The organism is Pandoraea pneumonica (genome assembly GCF_902459645.1).
In the GTDB taxonomy this organism is placed as follows: domain Bacteria; phylum Pseudomonadota; class Gammaproteobacteria; order Burkholderiales; family Burkholderiaceae; genus Pandoraea; species Pandoraea pneumonica.
The window spans coordinates 20,611-37,004 of record NZ_CABPSK010000008.1; the positions used below are offsets into that span (position 1 = coordinate 20,611).

Genomic DNA, 16,394 nt, shown 5'->3' on the forward strand with positions numbered 1-16,394 from the left:
AAAGTAGGGAGTCGATGAATGAAGGTAGCGATCGTTGGTGCGGGCGCCATTGGCGGCTTGATCGGAACGAAGCTTGCCGCGACGGGCGAGGCGCAAGTGAGCGCGTTGGCTCGTGGCGCGACGCTGGCGGCGCTGCGTGAGCGCGGCTGGCGCGTGAAGCAAGGCGAGTCGCTCGCGGCGGCACCCGTTGCGGCAGCACATCCGCTGGAAGACGCGGCGAAGCTCGGTGTGCAGGACGTGGTGGTGATCGCGGTGAAGGGGCCGGCGCTCACGCAGGTGGCCGCATCGATTGGACCGCTGCTCGGGCCGGACACGATCGTGTTGCCCGCCATGAATGGCGTGCCGTGGTGGTTCTGCAAGGGCATCGCGCCGTTTGGTGATGAACCGCTCACGAGTGTCGATCCGGGCGGCGCGATTGGGGCCGCCATTCCGCTGGCGAACGTGGTGGGATGCGTGGTGCATGCGAGCGCAGCGACGCCGGAGCCCGGGCTGGTCGATCACAAGATGGGCCGCGGGCTGATTCTCGGCGAGCCGGGCGGCGGTGTGAGCGAGCGTGTGCAGAAGCTGGCGGCGCTGTTGGAGCGCGCGGGCTTTGAAGCGAAGGCATCGGAGAATGTGCGGCAGGACATCTGGTACAAGCTCTGGGGCAATCTCACGATGAATCCGGTGTCGGCGATCACCGGCGCGACCATCGACCGCGTGCTCGATGACCCGCTCGTGCGTGCATTCTGCTCGGCGGCGATGACGGAAGCGGCGACGATCGGCGGGAAGATCGGCTGCGTGATCGATCAATCGCCGGAAGACCGGCACGCGGTGACGGCGAAGCTCGGTGCTTTCAAGACCTCGATGTTGCAGGACGTGGAAGCTGGGCGGCCGATTGAGCTCAATGCGCTCGTGAGCGTGGTGCGAGAGATGGGGCAGAAGCTGTCGATCGCGACACCGAACATCGACGCGCTGCTGGGCTTGGCTCGGTTGTTCGGGCGGGTGAAGGGGTTGTATCCGCAGTGACGCGGTGGCAGATATAAAAAACGGCGGGCTCCATTGCGGAGTCCGCCGTTTTTGTTTGTGTCGACCGTCATGCGTGGGCGAACCGGGATATCGATCGTTATCGAAGCACGGCGAGCGATACCGATGCGGCATGCGCTGGCGGGATCGCCGAGGAGACGTGATCGATGCCGTCGTTTGGCGCGTCAAACGAGCTCAGCGAATGTACCAAACGACCGAGGCCTACGGGGGGCGAAACACGGGGGGAGGATATTGTTGCTAACCGCAGGTGGTCGTCGGCTCGTGCTATCGAATGGGGTGCATCTTCCGCGCTATTGGGCGCTTCGAGGCCAAGCGACGCCAAGATGCGCCGGTTGAACGATGTTTCGTTATCGGCGCCGTCAATGGTCAATGTGCTCTCTTTAGGTGTGCCGTCTACGAGGCGATAGGACGCGGCCGCACTCAGATTCATCTTGTCGCCATCGACGATTTTGTATGTGTAGATCACGGCGACATTGTTGCCTTGTTTGTCGCTGACGCTTCGGAAAATGTGATGGTTATCCTGACGGTCTTGGCTTCTCATTTCATCGAAAGCGCGCCTGTACGACCACCTTTCAAAAAAATTCCCGGAAGGACTTTCCCGCTGTTTATCGTCGATGTCCTTTAGTGTTCGATGTAGATCGTTCCCCAGACTGCCATTGGCGATGTCCTTCATTAACCACGGGGCTTTGGCGCGAGCTTCGTTAATCGCACGGCCTATCTCGCTGAGCCTGCGTAGTGCCCTTTTTCCCATCCTTTCAGCGTGATGTCCGTTCGGGGCGTTAGGGAAATCTATGCCTAACGCGTCGTGAAGCTCGTTGACGACTTGCACGTACTCGGCTTGAGTGCCGTTGGTGGCATGAGCCATTTCGATATCTCCAGATCGTTTCAAGGAAGGCCGCGATGCCGACAATCGGATCGCTGGCCCGCCTACTCTGCGCCTCGATTTCTGAATCACTCGACACTTCAGAAACGATCTGTGAATTGGCACACCGCTTGGGGGATAAAGCTGAAGGCAATTCTTATGAAATGACTCCGGCCACCGGTGCAAGCTCTAGACGACGTTACCGAACCCCCGTATGCCGATAAATCTGACTCAACGCCGCAAGCCCAATCGCTGCCGCCGCCATCATGTAGAAGCTCGGTGCCAGCTTGCTGCCGGTGACGTTGATCAGCCACGTCAGGATGAACGGGGCGAAGCCGCCGAAGAACGTTACCGACAGGTTGTACGAGAGCGATAGGCCCGTCGTACGCGTCTTCACCGGGAAGATTTCGGACGCCAGCGCAGGCAACGGGGCAAAGTACACCGTCATCAACACGCCCAGCACCGTTTGCAGCGCAAGCATCATGCCGAAGCTCGGATACGTGGACAACATCCAGAACATCGGCCAGATCAGCACCAGCAGCGCAGCCGCCGCGATCATCATCGGCTTCGCGCGCCCGGCGCGGTCCGACCATGCGCCCACCACCGGCGACAAGAACATCTGCACCAGCCCAGTCGCCACCGTTGCCGCGAACGCCACCGACGCGGGCAAGCCCAATTGCTTGATCGCATACGTCGGCATGTACAGCACGAGGTACGTCGATACAGTGGCCACGATGACCGCGCCCACCGCCAGCAACAGACGCATCTTCTGATCGGCCAGCGTGTCGCGCAGCGGTGTCTCGGTCGGCTCCGCTTGCAGAAACTCAGGCGTCTCGTCCACGTGGCGACGGATGTAATACGCCACCGGCCCGATCAACAGCCCGAACAGGAACGGCACGCGCCAGCCCCAGCTTTGCATCTGATCCGGCGAGAGCGTGCTCGTGAGCAACGCGCCAAATCCGGCGGCCAGCAGCGTCGTCAGCCCCTGACTTGCCACCTGAAAGCTCGCGAAGAAGCCACGACGTTGCGGTGCATGCTCCGCGAGAAACGCCGTCGCGCTGCCGAATTCGCCGCCCGCCGAGAATCCCTGAATCATCCGCGCCAACACGATCCCGATCGGCGCGAGCACGCCAATGGACGCATACGTTGGCATGAACGCAATGATCGCCGTGCCGACCATCATCATCAGAATGGTCAGCGTGAGCGCCGCGCGCCGGCCCTGCTTGTCGGCATACACCCCGATCACGATGGCGCCCAGCGGCCGCATGAAGAACGACACGCCGAACGTGCCCAGCGTGAGCAGCAACGATGTCGTGTCGTCGTGCGTGGGGAAGAACAACTTCGAAATGGTGACGGCGAAGAAGCCGTACACCACCAAATCGAACCATTCGAGGGCATTGCCGATGGACGCAGATATCACAGCGCGCCAAGGGTGTTTGGCGACGTGGGTGCCTTCACGGGCGTTAGCGCCCGCTCCGGCGGCGGTAGCGGTTGTCATGGTGTCTCCTGTCGACGCGATGTCGTGTTGTCGTTATCGATTCCGCATGCGTTTGGCGAGGGGCATGCGCCCTCGTTAGCTTCAGCGGGGCGTGAGCACCTGGGCGATGGCACTCGCCACCGTGCCGACGTTGCGCGTATTGAGCCCAGCCACGCACATGCGGCCCGAGCGCAGGATGTAGACACCATGCGTCTCGCGCAGCGCGTCGGCTTGTTCTGCCGACAATCCCGTATAGGTGAACATGCCGCGTTGCGCGAGGTAGCGCGCTCGCATCTCGTCGCTCACATGCGATGCCAGTCGTGCGTGAATTTCTGTGCGCATTGCGGCGATGCGCGTGCGCATACCATCGAGTTCGGCTTCCCACGCGCGGCGCAGGGCAGGTGTCGTGAGGACTTGGGCAACGAGCCGCGCGCCGTGCGTCGGCGGATTGCTGTAGTTCGCGCGCACCGTGCCGGTGAGTTGTCCGAAGACATGCGACGCTTCTTGCGCCGACGAACACACGATCGACAACGCGCCACAGCGCTCGCCGTACAGCGAGAAGTTCTTCGAGAACGAGTTCGCCACCACGCTCGGCACGCCGGCGTCGGTGAGGGCGCGCACGGCGAAAGCGTCGGCGTCGAGGCCGTCGCCAAAGCCCTGATAGGCCATGTCCACGAAGGCAATCAGACCGCGCTCGCGCAGCACCGGGATCAAGGCGTTCCACTGCGCCGGGGTGAGGTCGACGCCCGTCGGGTTATGGCAGCACGCATGCAACAGCACGATGCTGCGGGGCGGCAGCGCGGCGATGGCCTCGAGCATGGCGTCGAACCGCAGACCACCCGTGACGTCGTCGTAGTACGGGTATGACTGAACCGGAAAGCCCGCGCTCTCGAAGACGACGCGGTGGTTGTCCCAACTCGGGTCGCTGATCCATACGGTCGCGTCGGGGAAATAGCGCTTGAGGAAGTCGGCACCTACGCGCAATGCGCCGCCGCCGCCGAGCGTCTGCAAGGTGGCGATGCGTTGCTCGCGCCGGGCGGCGCTGTCTTCACCGAAGACAAGGGCCTGCACCGCGTCGCGATAAGCCGCAGTCCCGGCCATGGGGAGATACGGGCGCGGGCCGATGTCGGCGAGTACACCGGCTTCCGCCTCTCGCACCGCGCCCATGACGGGCAGTCGGCCAGCATCGTCGAAATAAATGCCGATCGACAGATTGACCTTGTGCGGCCGGGCGTCTTGCCCAAACGCTTCGTTCAAGCCAAGGATGGGGTCGCCAGGGTAGGCGTCAACGTGAGAAAACATGGGGCCTCGCGGGGTGTCGATACCAAATTCGATGCCAAAGGGCTAATCGGAAATCGGAATAAAGGGAAATGCGGGGAATTTTTTGAAATCGATTGTGGGCGACGACCCTTTGCGGAACAATCAATCGATTTTGGTCGATTCGTAAGCGAAACTTGATAATCCAAACCTCATGCCCCTGACCCGCGTCACGCTGCGCCAGTTCGAAGCGCTAGTCGCCATTGCCGAGTTGCACAGCTTTGCCGAGGCCGGTAAGCGCCTCGGTCTCACGTCGTCGGCGGTGAGCCAACTCGTGGCCGAACTCGAATCGGTTCTGGGCTTCCGGATATTCGACCGCACCACGCGGCGCGTAGCGCTCTCCAGCGCCGGGCGCGATTTTCTGGCGTCGGCCGAATCGGTGTTGCGCCATGTGCAGGCCGCAGAGAAAACGGCCGACGATTTGCGCAATCGCGCCGCTGGCATCGTGCGTGTGGGGGCGCCGCTGGTGCTCGCTGGCATGGCGTTGCCCGCCGCCATTCGCGACTACGCGGTGTTGCGTCCGAAAGTGGTCGTGCGCGTCGTCGATACGCCGGTCGATGCGCTCATCGATCATGTGGCGAATGGCGACCTCGATCTGGCCATCGGTCCCAATCGCGCTACGGGCGCGCATGTCGCCGGTGCGCCTGCGTTCGATAGTCCGTGGGTGTTGTGGTGTGCGCCTTCGCATCCGCTCGCCAAACGGAAGCGGTTGCGCTGGCAGGATCTGCGCGATACGCCACTTGTCGCGGCGGGGCGCGATCACGAGCGAAGCGTCGAGCAAATGCGCGCGAGCGCACCGCCCGACGCGCGTATTACCCCCATCGATGTCGTCGATAACGTGACCACTGCGCTGGGTATCGCCGCACAGGGGCTCGCGTCGACGCTCACGCCCGGCTATGTGGCGGCGCTCGCGAATACGTTTGGCCTCGTCATGCAGCGGGTCACCGCACCCGAGACGATTCGTCAGGTGTGCGTGTACCGGCCCGTGTCGCGCGCGGCATCGCCCGCCGCCGAAGGCTTTGCGCAGTTCCTGCTCGACTGGCTGCCGCAGTGGAACGAACGCATCATGTCGGCGTCGCGCGATTGAGCGGATCGATCGCGCATACGCACAACGCGTTTGGCATTTAGCGGGCGGCCGCGCCGGATTGTCGTTGCTTACCGTTGCCTACTGTCTCGTTATCGGCGCTTGGCGTCGGCAGACGAAGGCGCAGGCAGTGCGGCGAGATCCTCACTCAACTGCGCACGCAACGTCGTGATCGCCGCATTGGTATCGGACGGCTTCAACTCCTCACGCGCGATGGCTTCACGCAAGTGATGCCGCAAAAGCGGATCGCGCGTCTGCGACAACGTCTCGCGATAGAACGGCAGCACGTTATCGGGATGACCACCCACGCGGTACAGATGGGCAATTTCGTCGATGGTGCGCATGGCGGCGAACGCCGGACCTGCCGGCGCGTGGGGGCCCATCGGTCCGGGGCCGCCGGGGCCTTGCGGACCATGCGGGCCAGCACCCGGCGGCGGGGGCGGCATGCCGGTGCCTTGCGGCCCGTTCTGTGCGAGGGCGATCTGGGGCGGCGTATCGGGAGTAACGGGAGTAACGGGAGTAACGGGAGTAACGGGCGGCGCGGCATGCGCAATGTTGACGACGCTGCCGAACAGCGCGATCGTCAGTGCCGTGGCCGCAGCAAGGTATTGGCGTGTGATCTTCATCCTATGGACTCCTTAGCAAAGACGTTCATTGAAATATCGAACGCGTTTGCGAAGCGTATCGCGCGACACGGGCCGCAATGGCCGGTGGTAACGGCTTGTAAGGCGCTAGCAAGGGGTGTGTTGGGAGCGTGCAAAGGGGGGCGATAAGGGATGGGCGAAAGGCGCTCGCGGCAGACGTGCTTCGACGCGCCGGGCGTGGCAGACTCTTGAACATCGAGCGTTCGTCGGGCGATGCTGCCGCGTCACGGGGTGATGGGGGCAGCGTGCGGCGATACACCCACTGCGAGTAGGAGGTCCCATGAGTACCGAATTCGTTCGTCCGGTCGCCGTCACGTCGCTGCGCAGCCCGCTGGACTTCTATGCCACGCTCACCCGCGTGATCGACGCGCTGAAGCAGCACGGCATGACGATCTTTGCCGACATCGATCAGAGCGCTGCGGCCGAAGCGGCGGGGGTGTCGCTCAGGCCCACACGCCTACTGCTGGTCGGCAACCCGAAGGGCGGCACGCCGGTCATGGCGGCGAATCCGCACGCAGGGCTGGAACTGCCACTCAAGGTGATGGTGTGGGCGGCGGCAGCCGACGAAGTGTGGGTCGATTTTCTGAACCCAGGCCCCGCGTTGAGCGCGCTGTACGGGATCGATGCGGCGCAGGTTGCGGGCTTCGGCGGCGTGGCGAAGTTGCTGGAAGGCGCGCTCAAGGCGTAGTTGGGCCGATTGCAGGGCTGGCAGGGCGGATAGCGGGGCGGGTTCAGCCGGTAAAACGGCATGCGCCGCCCAGCACGCCGCCTCGGGGCGCCGGGCACGCGAGTCCACCGCCGCGTGCCCCGGGGGCATGCGCAAAGCCTTATGCCACGGGCGTGAGCACGTTCGGTGCGTGTCGCGAAAAGTGCCTATACTGATCCGGCCTTTCTGTGCGCGAGCGCCGTCGTCAGGCGCGGCTGTTCCCCACGGCCGCCGGTGCGCAAGTTTGCCGGTCGCGAGCGCAGGCATTTCCCCTATTTCCTCAGGAGTGACTCCCGTGTCGAACAGTCAATGGATCCGCGTCGAAACCGTCGACGGCACCTTCGATGCCTATCTGGCATTGCCGCCGTCGGGCAAGACGGCTAACGCCCCCGGCATCGTGCTCGTGCAAGAGATCTTCGGTGTGAACGAGCATATTCGTAGCGTGGCCGACCAGTACGCGTCGGACGGCTACGTCGTGATCGCACCCGATATCTTCTGGCGTGCGGCCCCGCGCGTCGAACTGGGCTACTCGGGCGACGACATGGCCCGCGCGATGGAATTGCGTAAGTCGGTGGACGTCGAGAAGGCGGTTGCTGATGTCGGGGCTTGCGTGACAGCGCTGCGCGGCAAACTCGACGCGGGCGCGAAAGTGGCTGCCGTCGGCTACTGCTTCGGTGGTTTGGTGTCGTACATCGCCGCCGCGCGCGGTCTGGTCGACGCAGCCGTGCCGTATTACGGCGGTGGCATTCACAACTACCTTGGCGAAGCCCCCAACCTCAACGTGCCGACGCAATTCCACTACGGTGCGCTCGATAGCCACATCACGCCCGATATCGTGACTGCCGTCAGCGAGGCCGTGAAGTCGCGCCCGAATACGGAAGTCTTCGTGTACCCGCAAGCCGATCACGGTTTCAACTGCTGGGCGCGCGGCTCGTACCATCAGCCGTCGGCAGCGCTGGCGCATGGCCGTGCGCTCGCGTTCCTGGCGCAATGGTTGTCGAAGTAAGGCCGCGCGTGACGGTCGCACTCCCCGACTGCGATCGAAGGCAACGGTGATCGGACGACGCCGTTGTCAAAGGGAAACAAAAAGCCCGCCCCAACTTCTTGGGCGGGCTTTTTGTTGTCAGACTGTGCTAAAAAAGCCCGTCGCCAAAAGCGACGGGCAAAGTCCTGTGCGTTGAACCACTACGCACAGCGACAGGAGTCTGCGGAGGTGTCGGGTCGTCGGTGAACCACCGAGCCCGGCGAGGGTGACCGGAGAACACGCTGGGCGCCGCGAGAGGCGGACGCGTCGTTATGCGCAGAACGCGCGCCGCGCCGCCATCCCGTCAAAGGGACGTGCGGCGCGGCGATTTAGCTTACGAACCGAAGTAGGTCGAACCGGCGCGTTGCGAGCCGCCAACCGAACCCATGCTGATCGGGGCGTTGCTCGACACCGGTTGGGCGCTCGGGGCAGCCTTCGGGTACACGCTGTCGTGTTGAACCACGAGGCCGGCCTTCTGGGCTTGAACCAGTTCTTGACGAACCTGAGCACGGCTCAGGGCGCTGGTTTGCGGCACCCACGAAAATTCCGAGGGACCGTCGAATGCATCGCTGGCGAAGGCCGAACCGGCCGACGCGGCCAACATGGCGGAAATCAGGGCAGAGGTAATAAGAGTGCGCTTCATGATGTTTTCTCCTGTCTTTTGAAGGGGGCGATGTGTAACTCATCGTCGACAGTTACAGTCTATTGATGCGCGCTCTGGTGATAAAGCCGACATTTGTCAAACAACTCTTGTCAATTAAGAAATAATCGAAGACGACTGAGGAGACAGCGATGCTTTACCTGTGGATCAAGGTGGTGCATTTGGTTGCGGTGATTTCGTTGATCGCCGGGCTGGTGACGATGTCGTTCGGCGGGCGCTTGGCCCAGCCGGAATGGCGCCGGATTGCGCGGCAGGCCGACTATCGGCTGGCATCGCCCGCCCTCATCGTCGTGTGGTTGAGCGGCCCGACGCTGGCCGTGATGGCGAATTGGTGGAGTGCCCCGTGGCTGATGGCGAAGCTGGTCTTCGTGATCGTGGTGTCGGCGTTGCACGGCCGCTTGTCGGGCACGTTGCGTCGGCTCGAGCGCGATGGCGTGACGGGGCCGTCGCCTTCGCTGTTCCAGCGCGCCTTGCCGATCACCCTGATTTCGATGGCGGTGATCGTGGTGCTGGTCATCGTCAAGCCGTTTTGAGCAAGCGGGCGGCGAGCCACGCTGCGCCACCCTAACGCTGTAATGGCGTAACGCTGCAACGGCGTAAGGCAATCGGCTTGGAGCCCACGGGTGGGCGATGTTACGCTGGCGCCATCGCCTATAACGCCTAACAATGGCCCGATGCCGATCTCAAGTGCGGTAACCCTGGACGACCCAGGTCACGACCGCCCCGTCGGCGCGCTGGCGAAAGATTATCCGGACGGCTTTATCGTGACGCCGCACAGCCACCGGCGCGCGCAATTGATGTACGCACGCGCTGGGATCATGGAAGTGCGCACGGACACGTCGTTCTGGGTGATACCGCCGCAACGCGCGTTGTGGATTCCGGGGAATGTCACGCATGAAGTGCGAATGCGGGGCAAAGTCGAAATGCGCACGCTCTACGTCGACGTGGCGCGCTGCGGAATGAGCGCACCCGAAACGGCGGTGGCCATCCGTGTCTCCCCCTTGCTGCGAGAACTGATTCTGCGCGCTATGACGCTGCCTAAGGACTGGGCCGCCGATGGCAAGGACGGGTTGGTCTTCGCGCTGCTGTTGCAGGAAGTCGAGTGGAAAAGCGACTCGCCGCTGCATTTGCAGGTGCCCGCCGACGCGCGTCTGCGCAAAATATTCGATGCCTATCTGGCGGCACCGGCCGACATGCGCAGCTTGCAGGACTGGGCGGCCGAAGTCGGTGCGTCGAGCCGCACGCTGGAGCGCCGGTTCATGACGGAATTCGGGTTGCCGTTCAGGGAATGGCGGCAGCACATGCGCCTGCTCGGGGCGTTGCCGCTACTGGGGGCCGGGCGGCCCATCACGCAGGTGGCGCTCGAAGTGGGCTACGACACGCCGAGCGCGTTCTCCACCATGTTCCGCCGACTTATGGGCGTGACGCCAAGCGAGTACCTGTCGCGCGACCAGCACCCGGATTGAGCCAGTGCATGGCCTCCCACATATCGTCGTAGACCGGCACGCCCTCGGCGTAGAGTGGCGAGCGTTGGCGTTTCGAGCCGATGCCCACGAAGTCGATGCCGAGAGTGCGCGCCACCTTCAGATCCCACATGCCGTCGCCGATCGACACGATCGCGCGCGGCTTCGCAATGCCGTAACCCGCCTGCGCCCGCTTGATGGCCTCGCTCACCAGTTGTTCTCGCGAACTGTACTCGGACGCGGTGATGAGCATGGCGTCGGTGTAATCGATCGCCACTGAGCGCAGCTTGCGATGGCTCACCTGCCGGATGCCGCCAGTGGCGAACACGACGCCCCAGCGCGAACGGTGTGCCGCCTCGACGAAGGCGCGTGCGCCCGGAATTTCGGCGAGTCCGTGGGCGTTGAGCAGTGCGGTGAAGCGCTCGTCGATCTCATGCTCGAAGCGCGCGAGGTCGTGCGGCTGCGGCAGCGCGCGGCCATTCTCGGCGTGGGCGTGGATCAGAATCCCGGTATCGGTGTGATGCGGGTAGCTGCCCCAGTCGGTGTTCAGTTCCTCGAACGCCAGCGACTCCATCGCGCCCAGCAACGCCCGTTGGTGGATGCGCACCGAATCGGTGAGCGTGCCGTCGACGTCGAGAACCAGAATGCTGTCTTTTTCGAAACTCGCCTGCATGGGAGGTATGGGAGTCGGGGAGGGAGAAGTCATTACAGACGAAGTCTCGGAGTGTACGAATTCGCGGCGTCAAATAAAACGCGTCGAGTGACACCGGATACGCCGTTTGCGACACACTCGGCTACGGTATTTGACAGGTTGATGCGCATCAAGAGGGCGCGAGGCACCGGTGCCGCTTTTTTGTGCATTTTTTGCGTGGCGTCAACCGAGCCTCTAGTGCGATGTCAGGCGATTGAACCGCGCCGACCGCCGCCGCGTAAGCGTCTTGCACGAGCGGCGGGCATCGGAGGATGACGCCCGCCCCCGCTGCCGGGTCAGACGACCGCAGCGTGAATGCTTGGCGGCGCTTCGCCCAACAGCGTCTTGAGTCGCCGCAGGGCGCTGCCAAGACGCTCTGGGTCGCGTACCCCGCCCAGCGAGATCCGAATCGCGTTGGGGGCTTCGGGGCTCAGGCAGAACGCATCGGCTGGCGTGACCGCGAGGCCCTCGGCGCGTGCGGCCATCGTCAACTCACGAGCCGTCCAGGGGGCGGGCAACGACTGCCAGAGGTGAATCCCCTGTTCCGGCGCGGCTCCCGGTTCGCCCAGCACGTCGGCGGCAATCGCCTGACGCTGCGCGGCGGCGCTTCGGACTCCGGCGAGAATGCGATCGGCCATGCCGTTGTGAATCCACTGGGTCGCCAGCCCCGTCATCAGGGGCGGGGCCATCAGCGCGAAGGCATTGAGTGTGCTGAGGAACAGGTCGCGCCGCCGAATGTCGGCCAGCCGCAGGTAAGCGGTGCGCAGACCCGGCGTGAGGCACTTGGACAGCGTGGCGATGTAGTGCACGCGGTGCGGCGCGAGTCGCGCGAGCGGCGGCGGTGCCCGGTGCGCAAGGCGCCAGTAGGGATCGTCTTCGATGATCGTCAGGTTCAGTGTCTCGGCGACGTCGAGCAACTGGCGCCGACGGGTTTCCGGCATGGTCCGTGTGGTCGGGTTTTGCAGCGTCGGGTTCAGGTAGACGACACGGGCGCCATGCTCGCGTACCGCTGCGCTCAGGGCGTCGGGCAGCATGCCGTCGTGGTCGGTCGGCACGGCGACGAGCTTGCGTTCCAGCGTACGGGCGGCGCTGCGAAGGCCCGGATAGACGATGGGCTCGCACAGGACGGTCTCGTCTCGCGACGTTTCGGTGAGCAGCAACGCGGCTAGCGTGGCTTGTGCGCCCGGACATACGCAAACTTGCGACGCGTCGAGTTCGCCCAGCATCGGCGCGAGCCACAGCGCACCCGCTTGCCGGTCGGCAATGCCGCCGTCGCCGAGTTGATACGCCATGAGCATCGAGGCGTCGGTGTGCTTGAGCACCTCGTCGATGCCCTGTTGAAGCAACTCTCCGAGAAAGAGATCGGCCGGGGCGGGCGGGATGTTCATGCCAAGATCGAGCACTTGCTCAAACGTCACGCGCGGCGTGCTGACGAACGTGCCCAGCGGTCCGCGGCCCTCGATGGCGTTGCGCTCGCGCGCCCGGTTGTAGGCGCGCGTCACCGTGGTGAAGTCGATGCCCAGCCACGACGCGAGCTCGCGTTGCGCCGGCAAGCGGTCGCCGGGCCGCAGTCGGCCGTCGGCCACCGCCTGCTCGATGAAGCTGGCCAGACGAAGGTAGCGCGGGCCTTTACCGGCCGTCAGCGCCGGTTTCCAAAAGGTGGCGCGCAAGGTGTCGTGGGAGGCGTCCATGGCTGATGTCGGGAGTATGTATGGAGATTTGCCATTAATTGGCGTCGCAATGCAGTTTAGTCTGCATACATGCCCGCCGCAATGCCGGTGTCCTGCTGCCGATATCGAAGCGAGTCGCTCGGATGCCCTCGGTCGGGCCTCGGCAGGTTGCCAATGAGCCGTTAACAATCAACGACTTACCTGCTGAAAACGCTCGCGACTGCATTGACACTTGCATAGGTCCCATGTATAGTCGCAGGCTCCGGTTTTTCCGGCGGTAGGCGCGTGCCCAACCCAAAATGCTTTCGCATCAAGCGGTTAGGTGCGGGTAATCCGCAGGAGTGGCCGGAGGGAGTGCAGTAAATCTGCATGGTGGCCCGCCTTGGCTGTCATGCTTTTGACACATTTAGGAAATCACAATGCCAACGATTAACCAATTGGTCCGCAAGCCGCGCACCTCTGCTCAAATCAAGAGCAAGAGCCCGGCACTGCAGGACTGCCCGCAGCGTCGCGGCGTGTGCACCCGTGTGTACACCACGACGCCGAAGAAGCCTAACTCCGCTCTGCGTAAGGTTGCCAAGGTGCGCCTGACCAACGGTTTCGAGGTCATCTCGTACATCGGCGGTGAAGGCCACAACCTGCAAGAACACTCGGTCGTGCTGATCCGCGGCGGTCGTGTGAAAGACTTGCCGGGTGTGCGTTACCACATGGTGCGCGGTAGCCTCGACACGCAAGGCGTCAAGGACCGTAAGCAAGCCCGTTCGAAGTACGGCGCGAAGCGTCCGAAGGCCTAAGCGGCCAGACGGACATACGTTCGGTGATGGTGGTACATCGTCACTGAGTAAGTGGTCACTCGGCCCAAGAAGGGCTAGTAGGTGGCCTGGAGCCTGGCTCCGACTGAATCAATTAAGGAAGAAATTATGCCGCGTCGCCGCGAAGTCCCCAAGCGCGAAGTGTTGCCCGATCCGAAGTTCGGCAACGTTGATGTCGCTAAATTCATGAACGTGTTGATGCTTGCCGGCAAGAAGTCGGTTGCAGAACGCATCGTTTATGGTGCTTTCGAGCAGATCCAAACCAAGGCGGGCAAGGATCCGCTGGAAGTCTTCAACACCGCTCTCGGTAACGTGAAGCCGGTGGTTGAAGTCAAGAGCCGCCGTGTTGGCGGTGCAAACTATCAAGTTCCGGTCGAAGTGCGTCCGTCGCGTCGTATGGCATTGGCGATGCGTTGGTTGCGTGAGGCCGCGAAGAAGCGTAGCGAAAAGTCGATGGCTCTGCGTTTGGCTGGTGAGCTGATCGAAGCCTCGGAAGGCCGTGGCGGCGCCATGAAGAAGCGTGACGAAGTTCACCGCATGGCCGAAGCCAACAAGGCTTTCTCGCACTTCCGCTTCTGACGCTGGCAGGCAGTACCTAGAGCAGAAACCGGGGCGGGTGCGCATGAGAAATTGCGCCTCGCCCGTTTGTGTTAGTAGCCCCCTCAAAAATGGCGGCTACATTGAAAGAGGCTTAAAGTGGCTCGTACAACCCCTATCGAGCGCTACCGCAACATCGGTATTAGCGCTCACATCGACGCAGGTAAAACCACGACGACCGAGCGCATTTTGTTCTACACCGGTGTGAACCACAAAATCGGTGAAGTGCACGATGGCGCCGCGACGATGGACTGGATGGAGCAGGAACAAGAGCGTGGCATCACGATTACGTCGGCTGCCACGACCTGCTTCTGGTCCGGCATGGCGAACAATTACCAAAAGCACCGCATCAACATCATCGACACCCCGGGTCACGTCGACTTCACGATTGAAGTCGAGCGCTCGATGCGTGTTCTCGATGGCGCGTGCATGGTGTATTGCGCTGTGGGTGGCGTGCAGCCCCAGTCGGAAACCGTGTGGCGTCAGGCCAACAAGTACGGCGTGCCGCGTCTGGCGTTCGTCAACAAGATGGACCGTACCGGCGCGAACTTCTTCAAGGTCTATGACCAACTGAAGAACCGCCTGAAGGCCAACCCGGTGCCGGTGGTCGTGCCGATCGGCGCTGAAGAAAACTTCAAGGGCGTGGTCGACCTCATCAAGATGAAGGCGATCATTTGGGACGAAGCATCGCAAGGCATGAAGTTCGACTACGTCGACATTCCGGCCGAGCTCGAAGCTGAAGCCAAGCAGTGGCGCGAAGGCATGGTGGAAGCCGCTGCCGAGTCGAGCGAAGAACTGATGAATAAGTACCTGGAAGAGGGCGACCTCTCCGAGGCTGAAATCATCAACGGTCTGCGCACGCGTACCATCGCTTGCGAAATTCAGCCGATGCTGTGCGGTACCGCGTTCAAGAACAAGGGCGTGCAGCGTATGCTGGACGCCGTGATCGACTTCCTGCCGTCGCCGATCGACATTCCGCCGGTCAAGGGCACGGACGACAAGGAACAGCCGGTCGAGCGCCGCGCAGCCGACGACGAGAAGTTCTCGTCGCTGGCGTTCAAGATCATGACCGACCCGTTCGTCGGCCAGCTGATCTTCTTCCGCGTCTACTCGGGCGTTGTGAACAAGGGCGACACGCTGCTGAACTCGGTCAAGGGCAAGAAGGAACGTCTGGGCCGTATCGTGCAGATGCACGCGAACCAGCGCGAAGAAATCGACGAAGTGCGTGCAGGCGACATCGCCGCAGCCGTCGGTTTGAAGGACGCGACCACGGGTGACACGCTGTGCGACCCGACCGCCCCGATCGTGCTCGAGCGCATGGTGTTCCCGGAGCCGGTGATTTCGCAGGCTGTCGAGCCGAAGACCAAGGTCGACCAGGAAAAGATGGGCCTCGCCCTGAACCGCCTGGCGCAGGAAGACCCGTCGTTCCGCGTGCAAACCGATGAAGAATCGGGTCAGACTATCATTTCGGGTATGGGCGAGCTCCACCTCGAAATTCTGGTTGACCGTATGAAGCGCGAATTCGGCGTGGAAGCCAACATCGGCGCACCGCAAGTTGCCTACCGCGAAACCATTCGCAAGTCGGCAGCGGACGTCGAAGGCAAGTTCGTCAAGCAGTCGGGTGGTCGCGGCCAATTCGGTCACGCGGTCATCACGCTGGAGCCGAACGAGCAAGGCAAGGGCTACGAGTTCTTCGACGAGATCAAGGGTGGTGTTATTCCTCGCGAATACATCCCGGCGGTCGATAAGGGTATTCAAGACACCCTGAAGAACGGTGTTCTGGCTGGCTTCCCGGTGGTCGACGTCAAGGTTCGCCTGACGTTCGGTTCGTACCACGATGTGGACTCGAACGAAAACGCGTTCCGTATGGCCGGTTCGATGGCTTTCAAGGAAGCTATGCGTCGCGCCAGCCCGGTGATTCTCGAGCCGATGATGGCTGTCGAAGTCGAAACGCCGGAAGACTACATGGGTAACGTGATGGGCGACTTGTCGTCGCGTCGCGGCATTATCCAGGGCATGGATGACATGGTCGGCGGCGGCAAGATCGTGCGCGCTGAAGTTCCGCTGTCGGAAATGTTCGGCTACTCGACCTCGCTGCGTTCGGCCACGCAAGGCCGCGCCACGTACACGATGGAGTTCAAGCACTACGCTGAAGCTCCGAAGAACGTGAGCGAAGGCATCATCAGCGCCAAGAGCAAGTAAATTCGTTTTGAAGGGCGTCTGCATCATGTGATGCAGCGCCCGACTCTCTGTTTAAATCGTCTATTCAGTATCTGAGGATTCGGAAATGGCAAAGGAAAAATTCGAGCGGACTAAGCCGCACGTGAACGTCGGCACCATTGGTCACGTTGACCATGGCA

Annotated in this window: 16 protein-coding genes and 1 pseudogene; 10 read left to right on the top strand and 7 right to left on the bottom strand. The window is 62.7% G+C overall.

Features of this window, described 5'->3' with window-relative positions:
• Positions 1 to 18: 18 nt before the first annotated feature.
• Positions 19 to 1,008 (top strand): 2-dehydropantoate 2-reductase, encoded by a 990-nt coding sequence (locus PPN31114_RS25945; RefSeq protein WP_150682404.1) that lies wholly within the window; start codon positions 19 to 21, stop codon positions 1,006 to 1,008.
• A gap of 97 nt (positions 1,009 to 1,105) precedes the next feature.
• On the opposite strand, the gene PPN31114_RS25950 is transcribed toward PPN31114_RS25945, so the two are convergent.
• The 3 genes from PPN31114_RS25950 to PPN31114_RS25960 form a co-directional block, all read right to left on the bottom strand.
• Positions 1,106 to 1,891: a hypothetical protein gene (locus PPN31114_RS25950; RefSeq protein ID WP_150682405.1), complete on the bottom strand. Its 786-nt coding sequence runs from the start codon at positions 1,889 to 1,891 to the stop codon at positions 1,106 to 1,108.
• A gap of 196 nt (positions 1,892 to 2,087) precedes the next feature.
• Complete coding sequence (locus PPN31114_RS25955; RefSeq protein ID WP_150682406.1) at positions 2,088 to 3,386, bottom strand: MFS transporter; 1,299 nt, start codon at positions 3,384 to 3,386, stop codon at positions 2,088 to 2,090.
• A gap of 81 nt (positions 3,387 to 3,467) precedes the next feature.
• On the bottom strand, positions 3,468 to 4,667 hold the full coding sequence (locus tag PPN31114_RS25960) for an amino acid aminotransferase (RefSeq protein ID WP_150682407.1): 1,200 nt from the start codon (positions 4,665 to 4,667) through the stop codon (positions 3,468 to 3,470).
• Between the two features lie 169 nt (positions 4,668 to 4,836).
• On the opposite strand from PPN31114_RS25960, the gene PPN31114_RS25965 reads away from it, so the two are divergent.
• On the top strand, positions 4,837 to 5,769 hold the full coding sequence (locus tag PPN31114_RS25965) for a LysR family transcriptional regulator (RefSeq protein WP_150682408.1): 933 nt from the start codon (positions 4,837 to 4,839) through the stop codon (positions 5,767 to 5,769).
• Positions 5,770 to 5,858: 89 nt separating this feature from the next.
• Here the strand turns inward: PPN31114_RS25965 and PPN31114_RS25970 are convergent, their stop codons facing one another.
• Positions 5,859 to 6,392 (bottom strand): hypothetical protein, encoded by a 534-nt coding sequence (locus tag PPN31114_RS25970; RefSeq protein ID WP_150682409.1) that lies wholly within the window; start codon positions 6,390 to 6,392, stop codon positions 5,859 to 5,861.
• Between the two features lie 298 nt (positions 6,393 to 6,690).
• Between PPN31114_RS25970 and PPN31114_RS25975 the strand changes: the two genes are divergently transcribed.
• Positions 6,691 to 7,098, top strand: coding sequence for a DUF302 domain-containing protein (locus tag PPN31114_RS25975; RefSeq protein ID WP_150682410.1), 408 nt, complete (start codon positions 6,691 to 6,693; stop codon positions 7,096 to 7,098).
• A 304-nt stretch (positions 7,099 to 7,402) separates the two neighbouring features.
• A complete protein-coding gene (locus PPN31114_RS25980) occupies positions 7,403 to 8,122 on the top strand; it encodes a dienelactone hydrolase family protein (RefSeq protein WP_150682411.1) in 720 nt (239 codons plus the stop codon).
• A gap of 352 nt (positions 8,123 to 8,474) precedes the next feature.
• Here the strand turns inward: PPN31114_RS25980 and PPN31114_RS25985 are convergent, their stop codons facing one another.
• The gene (locus tag PPN31114_RS25985) at positions 8,475 to 8,783 is read right to left on the bottom strand and encodes a DUF4148 domain-containing protein (protein ID WP_150682412.1); all 309 of its coding nucleotides are present in this window, start codon (positions 8,781 to 8,783) and stop codon (positions 8,475 to 8,477) included.
• Between the two features lie 149 nt (positions 8,784 to 8,932).
• On the opposite strand from PPN31114_RS25985, the gene PPN31114_RS25990 reads away from it, so the two are divergent.
• Both PPN31114_RS25990 and PPN31114_RS25995 read left to right on the top strand, forming a co-directional pair.
• Positions 8,933 to 9,334, top strand: a complete 402-nt coding sequence (locus PPN31114_RS25990) for a CopD family protein (RefSeq protein ID WP_150682413.1) — start codon at positions 8,933 to 8,935, stop codon at positions 9,332 to 9,334.
• Between the two features lie 141 nt (positions 9,335 to 9,475).
• Positions 9,476 to 10,267, top strand: coding sequence for an AraC family transcriptional regulator (locus PPN31114_RS25995; protein ID WP_150682414.1), 792 nt, complete (start codon positions 9,476 to 9,478; stop codon positions 10,265 to 10,267).
• Here PPN31114_RS25995 and PPN31114_RS26000 read toward each other — a convergent pair.
• Complete coding sequence (locus PPN31114_RS26000; RefSeq protein ID WP_246182759.1) at positions 10,215 to 10,970, bottom strand: HAD family hydrolase; 756 nt, start codon at positions 10,968 to 10,970, stop codon at positions 10,215 to 10,217. The genes PPN31114_RS25995 and PPN31114_RS26000 overlap by 53 nt on opposite strands.
• Positions 10,971 to 11,251: 281 nt before the next feature.
• On the bottom strand, positions 11,252 to 12,646 hold the full coding sequence (locus PPN31114_RS26005) for an aminotransferase-like domain-containing protein (protein ID WP_150682416.1): 1,395 nt from the start codon (positions 12,644 to 12,646) through the stop codon (positions 11,252 to 11,254).
• A 398-nt stretch (positions 12,647 to 13,044) separates the two neighbouring features.
• Here PPN31114_RS26005 and rpsL point away from each other — a divergent pair, with 398 nt between their 5' ends.
• The 4 genes and pseudogenes from rpsL to PPN31114_RS26685 form a co-directional block, all read left to right on the top strand.
• On the top strand, positions 13,045 to 13,419 hold the full coding sequence (gene rpsL, locus PPN31114_RS26010; protein WP_010804142.1) for a 30S ribosomal protein S12: 375 nt from the start codon (positions 13,045 to 13,047) through the stop codon (positions 13,417 to 13,419).
• A 126-nt stretch (positions 13,420 to 13,545) separates the two neighbouring features.
• On the top strand, positions 13,546 to 14,016 hold the full coding sequence (gene rpsG, locus PPN31114_RS26015) for a 30S ribosomal protein S7 (protein WP_010804141.1): 471 nt from the start codon (positions 13,546 to 13,548) through the stop codon (positions 14,014 to 14,016).
• A 117-nt stretch (positions 14,017 to 14,133) separates the two neighbouring features.
• The gene (fusA, locus tag PPN31114_RS26020) at positions 14,134 to 16,236 is read left to right on the top strand and encodes an elongation factor G (RefSeq protein ID WP_150682417.1); all 2,103 of its coding nucleotides are present in this window, start codon (positions 14,134 to 14,136) and stop codon (positions 16,234 to 16,236) included.
• A gap of 85 nt (positions 16,237 to 16,321) precedes the next feature.
• A pseudogene (locus tag PPN31114_RS26685) lies at positions 16,322 to 16,394 on the top strand (GTP-binding protein); the annotation flags it as partial.

Excerpts from the sequence above, each read along its gene's own strand:
- PPN31114_RS25945 (WP_150682404.1), top strand. The coding sequence starts at position 19 with ATGAAGGTAGCGATCGTTGGTGCGGGCGCCATTGGCGGCTTGATCGGA.
- PPN31114_RS25950 (WP_150682405.1), bottom strand. The coding sequence starts at position 1,891 with ATGGCTCATGCCACCAACGGCACTCAAGCCGAGTACGTGCAAGTCGTC.
- PPN31114_RS25955 (WP_150682406.1), bottom strand. The coding sequence starts at position 3,386 with ATGACAACCGCTACCGCCGCCGGAGCGGGCGCTAACGCCCGTGAAGGC.
- PPN31114_RS25960 (WP_150682407.1), bottom strand. The coding sequence starts at position 4,667 with ATGTTTTCTCACGTTGACGCCTACCCTGGCGACCCCATCCTTGGCTTG.
- PPN31114_RS25965 (WP_150682408.1), top strand. The coding sequence starts at position 4,837 with ATGCCCCTGACCCGCGTCACGCTGCGCCAGTTCGAAGCGCTAGTCGCC.
- PPN31114_RS25970 (WP_150682409.1), bottom strand. The coding sequence starts at position 6,392 with ATGAAGATCACACGCCAATACCTTGCTGCGGCCACGGCACTGACGATC.
- PPN31114_RS25975 (WP_150682410.1), top strand. The coding sequence starts at position 6,691 with ATGAGTACCGAATTCGTTCGTCCGGTCGCCGTCACGTCGCTGCGCAGC.
- PPN31114_RS25985 (WP_150682412.1), bottom strand. The coding sequence starts at position 8,783 with ATGAAGCGCACTCTTATTACCTCTGCCCTGATTTCCGCCATGTTGGCC.
- PPN31114_RS25990 (WP_150682413.1), top strand. The coding sequence starts at position 8,933 with ATGCTTTACCTGTGGATCAAGGTGGTGCATTTGGTTGCGGTGATTTCG.
- PPN31114_RS25995 (WP_150682414.1), top strand. The coding sequence starts at position 9,476 with ATGCCGATCTCAAGTGCGGTAACCCTGGACGACCCAGGTCACGACCGC.
- PPN31114_RS26000 (WP_246182759.1), bottom strand. The coding sequence starts at position 10,970 with ATGACTTCTCCCTCCCCGACTCCCATACCTCCCATGCAGGCGAGTTTC.
- PPN31114_RS26005 (WP_150682416.1), bottom strand. The coding sequence starts at position 12,646 with ATGGACGCCTCCCACGACACCTTGCGCGCCACCTTTTGGAAACCGGCG.
- rpsL (WP_010804142.1), top strand. The coding sequence starts at position 13,045 with ATGCCAACGATTAACCAATTGGTCCGCAAGCCGCGCACCTCTGCTCAA.
- rpsG (WP_010804141.1), top strand. The coding sequence starts at position 13,546 with ATGCCGCGTCGCCGCGAAGTCCCCAAGCGCGAAGTGTTGCCCGATCCG.